The sequence below is a fragment of the Elstera sp. genome (genome assembly GCF_044372965.1).
In the GTDB taxonomy this organism is placed as follows: Bacteria; Pseudomonadota; Alphaproteobacteria; order Elsterales; family Elsteraceae; genus Elstera.
Genome location: NZ_JBILQX010000101.1, coordinates 1 through 12,133 on the forward strand (window position 1 = coordinate 1; position 12,133 = coordinate 12,133).

At 58.1% G+C, this 12,133-nt stretch carries 17 protein-coding genes; all 17 read left to right on the forward strand.

The window, feature by feature from the left end; genetic code table 11:
- Positions 1 to 485, forward strand: a 485-nt coding sequence (locus tag ACIQ36_RS12900) for a hypothetical protein (RefSeq protein WP_395829864.1), incomplete at its 5' end; no start/stop codon positions are given.
- 122 nt (positions 486 to 607) lie between these two features.
- A complete protein-coding gene (locus ACIQ36_RS12905) occupies positions 608 to 1,072 on the forward strand; it encodes a DUF6878 family protein (protein WP_395829867.1) in 465 nt (154 codons plus the stop codon).
- Between the two features lie 11 nt (positions 1,073 to 1,083).
- Complete coding sequence (locus ACIQ36_RS12910; protein WP_395829870.1) at positions 1,084 to 1,431, forward strand: DUF6915 family protein; 348 nt, start codon at positions 1,084 to 1,086, stop codon at positions 1,429 to 1,431.
- A 109-nt stretch (positions 1,432 to 1,540) separates the two neighbouring features.
- On the forward strand, positions 1,541 to 2,962 hold the full coding sequence (locus tag ACIQ36_RS12915; RefSeq protein ID WP_395829872.1) for a DUF4942 domain-containing protein: 1,422 nt from the start codon (positions 1,541 to 1,543) through the stop codon (positions 2,960 to 2,962).
- A 115-nt stretch (positions 2,963 to 3,077) separates the two neighbouring features.
- On the forward strand, positions 3,078 to 3,449 hold the full coding sequence (locus ACIQ36_RS12920) for a DUF3768 domain-containing protein (protein WP_395829875.1): 372 nt from the start codon (positions 3,078 to 3,080) through the stop codon (positions 3,447 to 3,449).
- A 3-nt stretch (positions 3,450 to 3,452) separates the two neighbouring features.
- Positions 3,453 to 3,974: a hypothetical protein gene (locus ACIQ36_RS12925; protein ID WP_395829877.1), complete on the forward strand. Its 522-nt coding sequence runs from the start codon at positions 3,453 to 3,455 to the stop codon at positions 3,972 to 3,974.
- A gap of 66 nt (positions 3,975 to 4,040) precedes the next feature.
- Positions 4,041 to 4,541, forward strand: coding sequence for a hypothetical protein (locus ACIQ36_RS12930; RefSeq protein ID WP_395829880.1), 501 nt, complete (start codon positions 4,041 to 4,043; stop codon positions 4,539 to 4,541).
- A gap of 227 nt (positions 4,542 to 4,768) precedes the next feature.
- Complete coding sequence (locus ACIQ36_RS12935; RefSeq protein ID WP_395829883.1) at positions 4,769 to 5,011, forward strand: hypothetical protein; 243 nt, start codon at positions 4,769 to 4,771, stop codon at positions 5,009 to 5,011.
- A 72-nt stretch (positions 5,012 to 5,083) separates the two neighbouring features.
- Positions 5,084 to 5,539, forward strand: a complete 456-nt coding sequence (locus ACIQ36_RS12940; protein ID WP_395829885.1) for a hypothetical protein — start codon at positions 5,084 to 5,086, stop codon at positions 5,537 to 5,539.
- A gap of 800 nt (positions 5,540 to 6,339) precedes the next feature.
- Positions 6,340 to 6,750, forward strand: coding sequence for a single-stranded DNA-binding protein (locus ACIQ36_RS12945; protein ID WP_395829888.1), 411 nt, complete (start codon positions 6,340 to 6,342; stop codon positions 6,748 to 6,750).
- A 49-nt stretch (positions 6,751 to 6,799) separates the two neighbouring features.
- Positions 6,800 to 7,660: a DUF2493 domain-containing protein gene (locus ACIQ36_RS12950; RefSeq protein WP_395829890.1), complete on the forward strand. Its 861-nt coding sequence runs from the start codon at positions 6,800 to 6,802 to the stop codon at positions 7,658 to 7,660.
- A gap of 80 nt (positions 7,661 to 7,740) precedes the next feature.
- Positions 7,741 to 7,989 (forward strand): hypothetical protein, encoded by a 249-nt coding sequence (locus tag ACIQ36_RS12955; RefSeq protein ID WP_395829893.1) that lies wholly within the window; start codon positions 7,741 to 7,743, stop codon positions 7,987 to 7,989.
- A 1,146-nt stretch (positions 7,990 to 9,135) separates the two neighbouring features.
- Positions 9,136 to 9,456, forward strand: coding sequence for a hypothetical protein (locus tag ACIQ36_RS12960; RefSeq protein WP_395829896.1), 321 nt, complete (start codon positions 9,136 to 9,138; stop codon positions 9,454 to 9,456).
- A gap of 77 nt (positions 9,457 to 9,533) precedes the next feature.
- Positions 9,534 to 10,040 (forward strand): hypothetical protein, encoded by a 507-nt coding sequence (locus ACIQ36_RS12965; protein WP_395829899.1) that lies wholly within the window; start codon positions 9,534 to 9,536, stop codon positions 10,038 to 10,040.
- Positions 10,041 to 10,045: 5 nt separating this feature from the next.
- Positions 10,046 to 10,597, forward strand: coding sequence for a thermonuclease family protein (locus ACIQ36_RS12970; protein ID WP_395829902.1), 552 nt, complete (start codon positions 10,046 to 10,048; stop codon positions 10,595 to 10,597).
- Positions 10,598 to 10,616: 19 nt separating this feature from the next.
- On the forward strand, positions 10,617 to 10,994 hold the full coding sequence (locus ACIQ36_RS12975; protein WP_395829906.1) for a hypothetical protein: 378 nt from the start codon (positions 10,617 to 10,619) through the stop codon (positions 10,992 to 10,994).
- A 14-nt stretch (positions 10,995 to 11,008) separates the two neighbouring features.
- On the forward strand, positions 11,009 to 12,016 hold the full coding sequence (locus ACIQ36_RS12980) for a hypothetical protein (protein ID WP_395829909.1): 1,008 nt from the start codon (positions 11,009 to 11,011) through the stop codon (positions 12,014 to 12,016).
- Positions 12,017 to 12,133 lie beyond the last annotated feature (117 nt).

The window sequence follows — 12,133 nt, forward strand, 5'->3', positions numbered from 1 at the left end:
ATGTTGTTATTAGCCCGGCGATTCCCCTGGCCGACATGACGCCGCTCGAGCGCCTGTACCTGTCCACAGCCTTCGAGGAGGAGATCCCGGAAGCGGGCGGTCTAGCCTCCTACGGCGCTCCCGAAAATGGCATCGCAAATTTCGGAATTGTTGGCCGAGCCGACCTCGCTGCGGCAATCGCGCAATCGCGTGCGCTGGACTGCGGGCTTGTGTCGATTTTTGAGGGGATTTTGGAGGCCGCCGCCGAGGCTGAAGAAATCGAATTCGACCTGGACGATCTTGATACCCAATATACCCTCGTGCTTCAGGCCATCCTCCGGCGCTCCGCGAATATTGATCGTTTCATCGTCTATCATGCGTTCACCTGCGGCAAACTGCGGATGAACGGCTTCGGCGGCGCGGTCGATCTTATTGAGGCCGACCGGATCGAAAGCTGGTCAACCCACGACCAGGTCCGCAAATGGCTTGAGCCCGCAGCCGCCTAATAATCAAGTCACAGCAGAGGAGACCCGGCATCCGGCGACGGTGCCGGGTTTTCTTCTGCCAGCGGCCTAAAGGAAAGCAGGGCTTTGGACGGGCGGTTCAACAGCTTCCGAGGAAGACGCCAATGACGTCCCTGATCCCGACCCCTTCAACCGCTTTAATCACAGAAGAGCCCCCGCCGCTCCGTCCGGCCAACAAGGCCGCGATCTTCGACGCGCTTGAGGCCGCCGGCATCGCCTATGTCGAGGTGCCGTTCAACGGCAGCGGTGATGAGGGTTTCGTCGGCGAGCCAACGGCTTACATCAATAACGGGAGCACGGAATCCCCTCAATATACGCCAACCACCTTACCCTCGCTCATGATCCCCTGGCAGGCAATGTCGATTGAGGGCCAGGAGATTATTGAAGAGCGCAATTTGTCCGACGCTCTGGATGCCGCCACCTGGGATTGCACCTATGCCACGTCCTGTGGCTGGCAAGATAACGACGGAGCCGAGGGAACGGTGACCTTTCAGTGCGATATGCGCACCATTGAGGTCGATATGGCCGAATTTTATACGGCAACCAACTCACGGATGAAAATCTTCTAAGGGAGGCGGTGATGGCGCATTGTTATTATCATGCCGTCTCTTCCGCCCGCAAATGGGGCGGAGATCCGGTTGAATATCAGCATCTTCACGATTGGTTCGATGAATCGAAAATGCTGCTGGCGGATTTTCGGCATCGGGCCTTACGGCACCATGCCGAGGGCATTTGGAAGCTTCAGCAGAATTTTGGCACGACGCTGCTCCTGTCGACCGGGCGGATCGTTCCGGTCCGCCTGATCGGCGAGCAACATGTGCTTGAGGATCTGGGCCGCATCCCCTCTTTCGCCGATTGGGCGCTGCGGATTCAGCCAGAGCGCTGGATGGCTCCGCCGTCGCGGATCCGGGAGGTGGAAGTCGCCTGAGACACGAACCCGGCCCATCCAGGGGCCGGGTTTTCTTCTGTCAGCAATTTAAAGGAAAGGAAGGCTTTCGCCGGGTTGCCATTCTGGCAAGCCAAAAGGAATTTCTATCATGCTCGACGGTTCCTTGATCCCCAGCTCCACCATCGGACAGATCTGCGCTCACCGTGATCTCGCCCTGAAGCATTTCGCGAACGCCCACCAAAAGCTCACTGAGGCTGATGCAGCGCTGGCGGAGGCTATTACCGCGCTGAGCCAAGCCGCTCCGGCAGGGAATGCCTATTACCACGGTCATCAAAGCGCCAGCGAGGAGGAGTTTCTGCGGCGTTTGAAACTCCCCACGGCCGAGGCCTATCTGGCCTTAGCGACCAAGATCGTCGATACGCGCGTTTGGTCGCACTTGGTGGCAACCACCGACCTTGAGCGGTTGATGGATGCGACCGCCAAGGCGCAGTTGCGGGAGCAGCTGACCACCAACCCTGCTCCCGCCACCGAAGAAACCATCCGCGCCACGCTTGAGACCCTGATCCTAGACTCTGGCATGATTTTCCGGAGGGGTGTGGCGACGGCCTTTTCCAACCTTGATCGGCGTTTCAAAAGCCATGATGGCTGGCGGATTGGCAACCGAATCATCATTGCGAACGCGCTCAACGAGTGTGGCAGCTGGAGCTATCGCACCTGGAATAATCCTCGGCACGTCATCGCCGATGTTGAACGTATTTTCCTGGTGATCGATGGCAAGCAGTCCCTGCCCTCCCATCTTGGCCTCGTTACTGCAATCGACGGTGCCAAGAAGGGTTACGGGCCGTTTCAAGGCGAAGTCGAGACCGACTATATCCGCGCCAGGGTGTTTATGAACGGCAATGTGCATCTCTGGTTCACCCGCCCGGATTTGGTCATGCGGGTCAATCAGCTGATCGGCGAGTATTATGGCACGCCCATCCCGGAAGAGCGCGCCCCGGATTTCACCGCAGATATTCTGCGGCCCAAAACTGGCATCGCCAAGAATTTCGGCTTCTACCCAACGCCCAAGGACGCCGCTGATCTATTACTGGGCCATGTTCGTTTCGGTCGCGTTGACCCTGCGGCGTTTCGCGTCCTCGAACCCAGCGCAGGCACGGGCAATCTAGCCCGGCTCGCCGTCGAGAAGGGCGCGACCGTCGATTGCGTCGAGTTTCAATCTGCGCTCGCCGATGGCCTGCGCGAGAGCGGCCTCTATCGATCGGTCATCACCGGCGACTTTCTCGCTCTCACGCCAAAGGCTGACTATGACGCCGTCATAATGAACCCGCCCTTCGATCACGAGCGGGACATTGACCATGTCCTCCATGCCCTTGCCTTTTTAAAGCCTGGTGGTCAGCTCGCGGCGATTATGTCGGCCGGTACCGAGTTTCGGGAAACGAAGAAGAGCGTCGCATTCCGCGCCATCGTCGAGAAACATGGCGGCGTCTTTCTAGATCTGCCGCCAGCCTCATTTGCGAGCGTCGGCACAAACGTCAATACCGTGATCCTTCATCTGCGCAAGCGGGCTTAGCACGGGTTGGGCGGCCTTGGGATCTGCCCAGCCGCTCAATGCAGAACCGGTGGAAGCATCGCAAAGGAAAGGAGGGCTTTGGCAGGGCGGTTCAACTGCTTCAGAGGAAGACATTATGACCGCTCTCCAAATCCCCGCCGAAATCGACCAATCCACCCCGGAATATGCCGAGAAGGTCGCGCAACTGAACGACCAATTCCGCCAGACGGGTCGGGGCGGTAAATCCGTCGTGACCCAGGGTATCCAGGCACTCGGCCCCATCGCGGTGATTCTGCTTCAGCGCGCAGTCGCCACATTCACCGACTTCACCCCCGACAATGACCCTCACGGCGAGCGAAGCTTCGGCCTCATCGAGCGCGATGGCTGGCCAAAGGTTTTTTGGAAAATCGACTATTACGATACCGATTTTCATTTCGGCTCGGAGGATCCCGCCGATCCGTCCAAGACCGGGCGCATCCTCACCATCCTGCTGGCATCGGAGTATTGAGCGATGACCCGCAATGCACAGCTTCTATTTCCCGAAATGTCCCAGCGACAGCCCGTACAAGGGCCGATCGATGCGCAGTTAGGGTTTGACGATCTCAAAGATAAGCGCTTCAGCGAGCCTATGTTGATAGGCAAGCACGAGTGGCGGATTCGTTACGAAGTGTCCGGCACGATCAATTACGAATGGCGTCGGCCACCGGCGCAGTCCTGGGAGCACTATCGCGATTGGCCAACCTATGATTTTAACAACGGCATGACCCTCGGTCTCCCAGTAGGGCTCAAGCGCCTGTTTGCACGCGAGGCGGCCGACGTAGCGGCCCAGAAGGCTAGGCGGTTCGTAATCGTCGATATCAATGCCCACGCTGGCACGGTAAAACTGATTTCGCCCGAGGGCGTGACATACGACTGTTTGGAAGGCCATAGCCAATCAGTTATAATTCGGACGCCGATGGCGTTAGGCAGCAACCGAATAGTGCTTGATGCAGCGAGCCCCATCATGGCGCAGCTGACAGTGCCAGCCACCTAGATAGTTCCTTTTCTGTTCTTGCTCTGATAAGGTCGCACTCTGTTCAACAGAGCGCGGCCTTTTTTCATGCCCATTACCCGAACTACCGTTAATCCGCCCGGCGGCATCGCTGAGATCGATCCGGTCAAGCGACCGATCAATGCTGAAATGCTCGGGCTTATGGACGTCTGGGGCGTCACGCGCGCCGCCCTGCTGGCGGCGATGCTCTCCGGCCCTAACGCACCCACGGGCCAACCTGCGCGCGACGCAATGGACCTTGTCATTATGGAGGCTACCGACGGTGCAGTGCCGTGTCCGGCGCTGGTTTACGCGAAGCTGCTTCTGCTCGATTCGAAATTGCGCGGCGCGGTCAAGGCCATCGTGGAGAGATACGCGGATCAGCCGCGTATTGAACTGTGCCTCCCCCGCGATGATAGCGAAGCCCGCAAAACCGTTGGTGCCCTGTTCGAGCACGAGGCCTTCGAGCATCTGCCGCTGACCGCCGCCGGAGCCAGGATTGCCCTGTTGACCGTCGGTCGCACGCTGCGGGAGCGCGGGGTTGACGTGCATTTTTGCTTCCCTGCCTGAATGGGCTCGGCTCTGCCCCTCGGTTAGGCTCCTAACCGAAAGCCCGGCCGTCAGGCAACAGCGGTAGAGCGGTTTTTTCCCCTGGCCTAAAGGCCATTCCTCGCGAAACAAAAAACCCCTCTCTCGCCGTCCTCCGCTTTGCTCCGGCCCTGCGGGTGCCTGCGGCCGTTCCCCCGGTTAGGTCGCCGTCGAGGCAGACGCCGGACCCCAATCAGGAGAGCACCATCATGAACGCACATACCCTTTTCCAAGCAGGTCTCGAAGCGGGTCACACTTGGCGAGCCAATCCGACGAACCGCTCCTTCAGCACCCTGCCCTACTACGGCCAGCGCTCCCTCGATGCGCAGCGCTTCAATCGCGCTTTCGCCTTCGCCCTTCAGGCCGATCCCACCATCGATGCCAACACCGCCTACAGCACTCTCCTTCAGCAGCGTCCGGATCTCGCTGAACTCTACGGGGCGGCGCAATAGCGCCGCCTTCTACGTCCAATTTCCGCCGTAATCCATTACTATTTTTTAGGAAAATCGACCTTGGAGACATCAATGCAGCGCATTGGTACCTTTATTCAGAACCATAAAGCCGCAATCATCAAAGCCCAGTTACCCGTTTTTTCGGTGATTTATACCCTATGTGCTGCGTATGGTATTTATTTATTCCAGGGGAATTTTATATTCATCACGTCTTTCATCGCATATCATCCAGATATAGTGTTAACTCTAGAGCCAGGATCGGCGCTTAAACTCTTTACGTTTGTTAGCCTATTCTTTGTTGCTGGTGTCCTCGGTTCTGCTCTTTCGTTTGTATCCTTACGTATGCCGCGTGTCGCTCAAGGTAGTTGGTTCACTACAATTATTGTATGGTATATCGTGTTCCTTGGTGTGATTAACCATTATGCCGAATCAATCGTCCATTTTGCAGCCATCCTCGGCGTCTTTCTCTTCGTCGCGGCCTTTATTTGGACCTTCATCCAGCCGCAGCCAGAATCGGTAAACGCTTAAACACTTTCAATCGTCCCAGGCTGGGCGTTTCCCCTTTGGGGCCGGGCTCTACTCGCTTCGCTCCCCAAGCCCCTACGGGTCTTGGCCCTTCGGGTGACGATCCCTAACGCGGTCCTGCGCTCAGCCACGACGTCAGAGCGCGCGGCGCAAACCCGATGGCAGGCCCTGGTGGGTGTACCGGGCAGTCCTGAAACCGGCCTCGCCAAGGGCGGCACCGCCGCATGCGCGGCCCGACCGGCGAGACCGCCGAGCCGGGCCGATACAAACACCTGTGCGCCCGAGAGGGTTAGTCTCTGCTGAGGGCCGCTCCGCGTCCCACCTTGTGGGCGGCCCTGCGCCTTCGGCTTGGACCGCCTAATACGGATGGTTTTTCTTTGATTTCAGTTCCAGAGCCGCCATGCCTCTTTTGGTCTTAGCAGAGACCGGTCGCGCAAGCGCGCCCTTGGTTCACCTTGTCGAACGCCCTCTTTGGGGGCAGGAGGGCCGCGTCCGGCGCAGGGCGCAAGCGCCCCGCCCCAGCCGCAACCCACCTACCCAAGAGCGCATCCCGACAAGGCGTCCCATCCCTACTAAGACCGAGGCACCGGCGGCTCCGAAACTGAAATCTGTAAAGAAAGAGGCCTGCCTTTTTATCCAGTAGGTAAAAAGTCTTCTTCCCGGCTCACCAAAACTGAAATCACCTTATCATTACTGCATCAATACCTTTATTTATCGTTGCAACGATAATTATTTACTTGTCAGTAACCAGAATAGTCATTATTATCAGAGGCATAGAGGATGACTTAAACGGAGTAACGAAAATGCTAAAGGCGGTTTTTTCCGGCTACATGACCCGCGACCCGGAAATTGTTCATCGGGAAATACGCAACGGTAAAGAGCGGCTGATTGTCCGCTTTGCTATCGCACATAATAAGCATTGGTATGACCAAGACGGCAAATTGAAGAAGAAGACAACATACCTTGAGCTAAGCGCTTTTGGCAGTGACGCTAAATATGTATCAGACTATCTACGCGAGGGCTCTTATATTGCTGGCCTAGCAGGTATCGAGAACAGCAAATACGAAAAGCAGGGGGTGACTGTTAACACCTATGCTTTTCCCGTTCTCGAAATTGAAGCCCCGAAGTTGAACCGCGATAGCAACGGCAGCGATGCGCCGCCGCACACGAGCCGGGGCAGCGTGGGCGGGATTGATGACGAAATTCCGTTTTAAGACTCACTGATCCGGCCCCGCCATCTTTCAAATCGACACGGGAAGACCAATGACCCCCTACGAAATTGCCGAACTTACCGGCTTTGACGATGGAAACCGTATCCCAAGCCTCCCCATCCCGGAACCGGAAGCCTTGGCTGCGCTGGTTACGGATAGCCACACCGCAATCAGCGAATGTCTCTTGAATACCGGGCTAGAAGGCGATCTTGAAGCCCTGCTATGGGCACAAACAAACGCCTGGCATCGCTTGTTGTCAGACCTTGAGCGCCGCGCCGATAGTTTGCGAAGCCAAATCAAGGATTTGATCGAACGGGGGGACACAAGCGAAATCGGCACCGTTGAGCTTGAGCAAAAAATGGAGGAAGCCAAGCATTACGACGCCCGAATTGAGGTTTTTACGGAAGCGCTGGGGGCTGCTGTCGTCTGTTACGAAAAAGAGATAGGCCGCCCATGGTTCCCGAGGACCGGCAGCATCAAGGGTAATAACTATACTGCTGCCCGCCTGAACGCCCGCGATTACCTCAAAGCCGCTGCCAATAAGAAAAATACCGCTAACTTTCCCGCCGGGACTCCGGTTATCGCCTTCGGGGATAGATCAATAGAGGATTACAATAGGGTATGGAGAATATTGGACGCGGTTCTAAAGCAGTTCCCTGATTTGGTTCTTCATCACCCTGGCGATACAAAGGGATTTAGCGTTATTGCAACCGCTTGGGCAAATGCCCGTAACCGCGCACAAGTGGCATGGCCCCCGGATTTCAACAAAGACAAGCGCAGCGCCGCCTTCAAGCGCAATGAACGCATTCTAACTATTGAACCCGCTTGTATCGTTACCTTCGGGAGTGAGCCAATAACTCTAAATCTGATCCAGAAGGCCGAGCGTCAGAAAATCCTGATTGTTCAACGTTGAGGCAACCTCGGGGCAGGGGAACCCCTGCCCCATGACAAAACCACCTAAACCCTGTACTGTTCAGCCAGAGGATTTGAACCATGACCCAAGCGCCCGACACCCTAGCAAATATCGGCCTCGCCTTCACAGGCGAGTTGACCGAACGCGAAAATCGACTGCGTGCGGAGTTGACCCAGGCTCTCGGTAAAATTGCGGAGCTGATTACCAGCGGTTTTGATGGGATCCGTAAGGACATAGCCGAGCTAAAGGAAAGTGACCGCCAATTGCTCAGCGGATTGCAAAACCTGCAAGGGCAGGTGACGGCAATGCAGCGCGCCCCTAAAGGCTAATCTTATTCGCGGGAGAGTGAAACGCTCTCCCGCTTCCCGCAAACAAGGCCAGGATGGTCCGCGCCGGGGCAAACGGGCGTCTCGCGCCGCAAGCGACGCTAGGGTCGCGCAAAGCGCGACCGCCCGGCACGCCGGGCGACGCCCTCACATCCACAAAAATAGACCGAATGGTTTTAGGCTCAGCCGGTATCGTGATTCTCTGAATCCGACCATCACTCTGCATCTGCCTCTGCATCCTCCTCTTCCTCTTAACCCGCTTCTGTTTCCTACTCCTTCTCACAATCCTCATCCTCATCTCATCCTTCTGCTTCGTCCTCCTTGCCTTCCTTGTCTTATGCTTCTGCTGCCGAATACCGCGAACCCAGTCGTAAGGCTAAGGTTGGGCGTTTCCCCTTTGGGGCCGGGCTCTACTCGCTTCGCTCCCCAAGCCCCTACGGGTCTTGGCCCTTCGGGTGACGATCCCTAACGCGGTCCTGCGCTCAGCCACGACGCCAGAGCGCGCAGCGCAAACCCGATGGCAGGCCCTGGTGGGTGTACCGGGTAGTCCTGAAACCGGCCTCGCCAAGGGCGGCACCGCCGGATGCGCGGCCCGACCGGCGAGACCGCCGAGCCGGGCCGATACCAGCGCCTGTGCGCCCGAGAGGATTAGTCTCTGCTGAGGGCCGCTCCGCGTCCCACCTTGTGGGCGGCCCTGCGCCTTCGGCTTGGTCCTCCTAGTACGGATGGGTTTTCTTGGATTTCAGTTTCTGACCCGCCGGTGATGTGGTTGCTGGCAGAGACCGGGCGCAAAGCGCCCTTGGCCGAGGGCAGGTACGCGCCCTACAGCCGGCCAGGGCCGCGATCGTCGCAGGGCAAGCCCCGCGCCGCCCGCACCCCTAACCGTCCCGGGCGCATACCAACCCTCGCCCATCCCTGCCTTGTCGCAACCACCGGCGGCTCCGAAACTGAAATCTGTAAAGAAAGAGGCCTGCCTTTTTATCCAGTAGGTAAAAAGTCTTCTCCCCGGCTCACCAAAACTGAAATCACTTTATCATTACTGCATCAATACATTTGCTTATCCTTGATAGACCGCTTATTTACTTGCCAAAAATCAAAATAATCATTATTATCAGAGGCATAGAGGATGACTTGAACGGAGTAACAAGAATGGATCAAAACTTAGGTGCCCCGCTCACTGTCGACTTCATCTTCGCCGACGATCAGCAACATACTCCTCGTGAGCGTTCGCTCCCCTGGGAAGAGAAGCGTGGTGGCGTCACCGTCGTTGTCGAACCTTTGCAACATTGTTGGGCCGAAGACATGCGGGCTTTCCACGACAGCGACCGGAAGTATTGTTACTACGCCGATTGGATTAAATACGGCCCGCGCGCCAGGTTCTTCAATCATCCCGAGACGCGGGGTGATGATGTGATGATGAAGGCCCGCGCAATGATCGCCCGTGAAATTACAGACGGTCTTTGGCACTGACCCTGGGACACCAGGCTGAGCGCCCTCTGATCACCAATTCCCACGCTTCCGTGTGTCTAATCCTCGGAGTCTTTTTCATGAAATCCCTGCTTTCTGCCCTTGCCCTCCTCTCTCTCTCTGCCTGTGTTGCCGTCCCCGGCGGTTCCGGGCAGATCGGTGATGCCTGCGGTGACCTCGGATGGGGACGCATTGGCGGCACCCTTCTCGGTGCCGGCGGCGGCAGTTATCTCGGCTCACAGCTCGCCGGGGGCGGACGCTCGAGCCAAGGCCTCGCTATCGCCATCGGCACCCTGGCCGGAGCCGCGGGCGGATATTTCGCAGGAAACTCCATCGACAGCGGCCAATGCGAGCAAGCCCGGTATGCCCGCGACCAAGCCTTGAACCATGCGCCCATCGGCCAGCAAATCGCCTGGAACACAGGCCGGGCGGGCGGCACCTTCACGCCGATTCGCGACGGGTACGATAACTACGGCACTCAATGCCGCGAGTATCAGTCAACGATTTACGTCGATGGACGCGCCGAGACCGGCATCGGCAGGGCTTGCCGCCGACCTGACGGTCGCTGGAACCTGGTGCAGGGGTAACCATCATGCGCTTACTTCTCACCGCTGCCCTCCTCATCACCCTTCCCCTGCCCTCCCTCGCCGCCGATTGGCGGCGGGGAGACCGGATTGATGTGGCCTCTATCGCCCAAGTGATCGATGGCGACACGCTCCGCGTCATCGTTAAGGGCGAAACCGTCAACATCAGGCTTCACGGCATCGATGCCCCCGAGCATGGTCAAACCTGCGGAGCGGTACCCTGCGGCACGCTCGCCACCGAACATCTCGTTCAGCTCGTCAACGGCACCCCCGAAGCTTGCCGTTCGAACCGGATGCATGGCGTCTGTTTGCGAGCGTCCTACCCGCTCACCTGTACCGTTACTGACCTTGATCGCAAGTGGAACCGGCCCGTCGCCATCTGCTTGGCGGGGCGTACCCCTGTAAACGAAGGGATGGTTCGCGATGGGTATGCCTTTGCGGCCTATTCCGACGATTACGCCCCGCTCTTCGCCCTCGCCCGTAAAGGAAAGCGGGGCTTGCACGGAATGGGCGCACTTCAAGACAGGGACAGTCCTGCCGCCTTTCGGCGCAGCCGCTAACGCTCACGAGGATACGAGCATGTTTGATCTGTTCAATAACCCGGCCATTGATCCCACGAACGTCATTCCGTTTCCTGCCAAACTCCGACCGCATGCGGTGCCGCTTCCAAAGATGCACCCGCTGACCTTTGCCGTCATCGAGCTCAGCCAGGCCGACCGCTACGAGTGGGCCGTCAATAATCTCTTTGTTGAGCCGGTTGATGATCCCGACGCGGCTGAGGCATATGCCAGGGCGAATATTTCGATGCACGGGGTTATTTTGATCGATGCCCTGGTGCGCCCGGCCCTGGTCGACTATCCCGGCCTCACCGAGTGGTTCCCCATCACCCTCGAGATCGCCGCTATCGAGCGCGCCGATCTCGAAGCCCGTGTGCCGCATCCGTACCGCTACCTTTGATATTTGAGGCCATCATGGGCGTTTTCGATAAAGACCCTGAAACCCTCGCCCGCGAAGAAACCGCTTATCTCAAGCAGCGGCTGCTCGAGAATATCGATAACCTTATCCCTGCCATCTTCCCGAAAGCCAAACGAAAGGGCCGCGCCTGGAACATTGGCGGGCTCGACGGTGCGCCCGGATCGTCGATGTTTATCTACCGCGACAAGGGAAATTGGGGCGACCAAGCTACTCTTGAGAACGGAAACCTCTGGAAACTAATCGAGATCACCCAAAACTGCCGAGATTTTCGGGACGCGAAGGATTGGGCGCGCGCCTGGCTGCGCGAGCCCGCCCGCGCCAAACTTGCCGAACGAAAGGCCGAGGCCGTCGCTGACGACGCCCCGACCACGCCCGAAGACGCGCAGGCCCTCTGGAAAACCGGCCGACCGATCGAAGGGACCGCCAGTGCGATCTACTTGGCCGGGCGCGGTGTCCCCGACGCGTATCGCGTCAAACACCACGACGACGCCACCCCGAAGGGCAAACGGCGTCAACAAGCGACCCTCGTGCCCTATCAGCTGATCGACGGCACCCTCGCTTGTGTCCAGCGCATCCTCATCACGCCCGACGGTAAACGCGCCCGCAAAGACAATAAGCTCTCGATCGGCCCCGCCTCGGGCACGATGGCCAAGCATAATGCCGCCGTGGGTTTTACGCGCGTGCTGATGGAAGGCCCCAGCGACGGCATGGCCGGCGCGGCGATGTTTCCTGAACTGCCGGTTTATTCCGCCCCCGGAACCGGCCACCTCGCCAAAGCGCCGATCCTGGCCGACAGCGAAATCCTCTATATCCTGATGCACAACGACAAAAAGAACGGCGGCTTAATCGCCGCCGAAAAGCTCATGCTTCAATATGATCTCTACGCCCCGCACGTCACGATCATCGCCCTCTATCCGCCAGGCGAATTGAACGATTGGGACGATGCCCGCAACCACCCGGACTATGGCACCGCGGCGTGCCGTGCGCTGCTGGGACTAAAATAACGACGCGGCTTACGCCGCCTCGTCGACCGTAACCGCCTTAGGCTGCGGCACATCGACGATGTAGGGATTGACCGCGTAGCGGTAATCCCATTCCCGTCGATCAAAATAGGCCACCCG

Coding starts and splice junctions, on each gene's coding strand:
- ACIQ36_RS12935 (WP_395829883.1), top strand. CDS start 4,769: ATGAACGCACATACCCTTTTCCAAGCAGGTCTCGAAGCGGGTCACACT.
- ACIQ36_RS12915 (WP_395829872.1), top strand. CDS start 1,541: ATGCTCGACGGTTCCTTGATCCCCAGCTCCACCATCGGACAGATCTGC.
- ACIQ36_RS12945 (WP_395829888.1), top strand. CDS start 6,340: ATGCTAAAGGCGGTTTTTTCCGGCTACATGACCCGCGACCCGGAAATT.
- ACIQ36_RS12925 (WP_395829877.1), top strand. CDS start 3,453: ATGACCCGCAATGCACAGCTTCTATTTCCCGAAATGTCCCAGCGACAG.
- ACIQ36_RS12940 (WP_395829885.1), top strand. CDS start 5,084: ATGCAGCGCATTGGTACCTTTATTCAGAACCATAAAGCCGCAATCATC.
- ACIQ36_RS12960 (WP_395829896.1), top strand. CDS start 9,136: ATGGATCAAAACTTAGGTGCCCCGCTCACTGTCGACTTCATCTTCGCC.
- ACIQ36_RS12950 (WP_395829890.1), top strand. CDS start 6,800: ATGACCCCCTACGAAATTGCCGAACTTACCGGCTTTGACGATGGAAAC.
- ACIQ36_RS12955 (WP_395829893.1), top strand. CDS start 7,741: ATGACCCAAGCGCCCGACACCCTAGCAAATATCGGCCTCGCCTTCACA.
- ACIQ36_RS12930 (WP_395829880.1), top strand. CDS start 4,041: ATGCCCATTACCCGAACTACCGTTAATCCGCCCGGCGGCATCGCTGAG.
- ACIQ36_RS12905 (WP_395829867.1), top strand. CDS start 608: ATGACGTCCCTGATCCCGACCCCTTCAACCGCTTTAATCACAGAAGAG.
- ACIQ36_RS12965 (WP_395829899.1), top strand. CDS start 9,534: ATGAAATCCCTGCTTTCTGCCCTTGCCCTCCTCTCTCTCTCTGCCTGT.
- ACIQ36_RS12910 (WP_395829870.1), top strand. CDS start 1,084: ATGGCGCATTGTTATTATCATGCCGTCTCTTCCGCCCGCAAATGGGGC.
- ACIQ36_RS12980 (WP_395829909.1), top strand. CDS start 11,009: ATGGGCGTTTTCGATAAAGACCCTGAAACCCTCGCCCGCGAAGAAACC.
- ACIQ36_RS12970 (WP_395829902.1), top strand. CDS start 10,046: ATGCGCTTACTTCTCACCGCTGCCCTCCTCATCACCCTTCCCCTGCCC.
- ACIQ36_RS12920 (WP_395829875.1), top strand. CDS start 3,078: ATGACCGCTCTCCAAATCCCCGCCGAAATCGACCAATCCACCCCGGAA.
- ACIQ36_RS12975 (WP_395829906.1), top strand. CDS start 10,617: ATGTTTGATCTGTTCAATAACCCGGCCATTGATCCCACGAACGTCATT.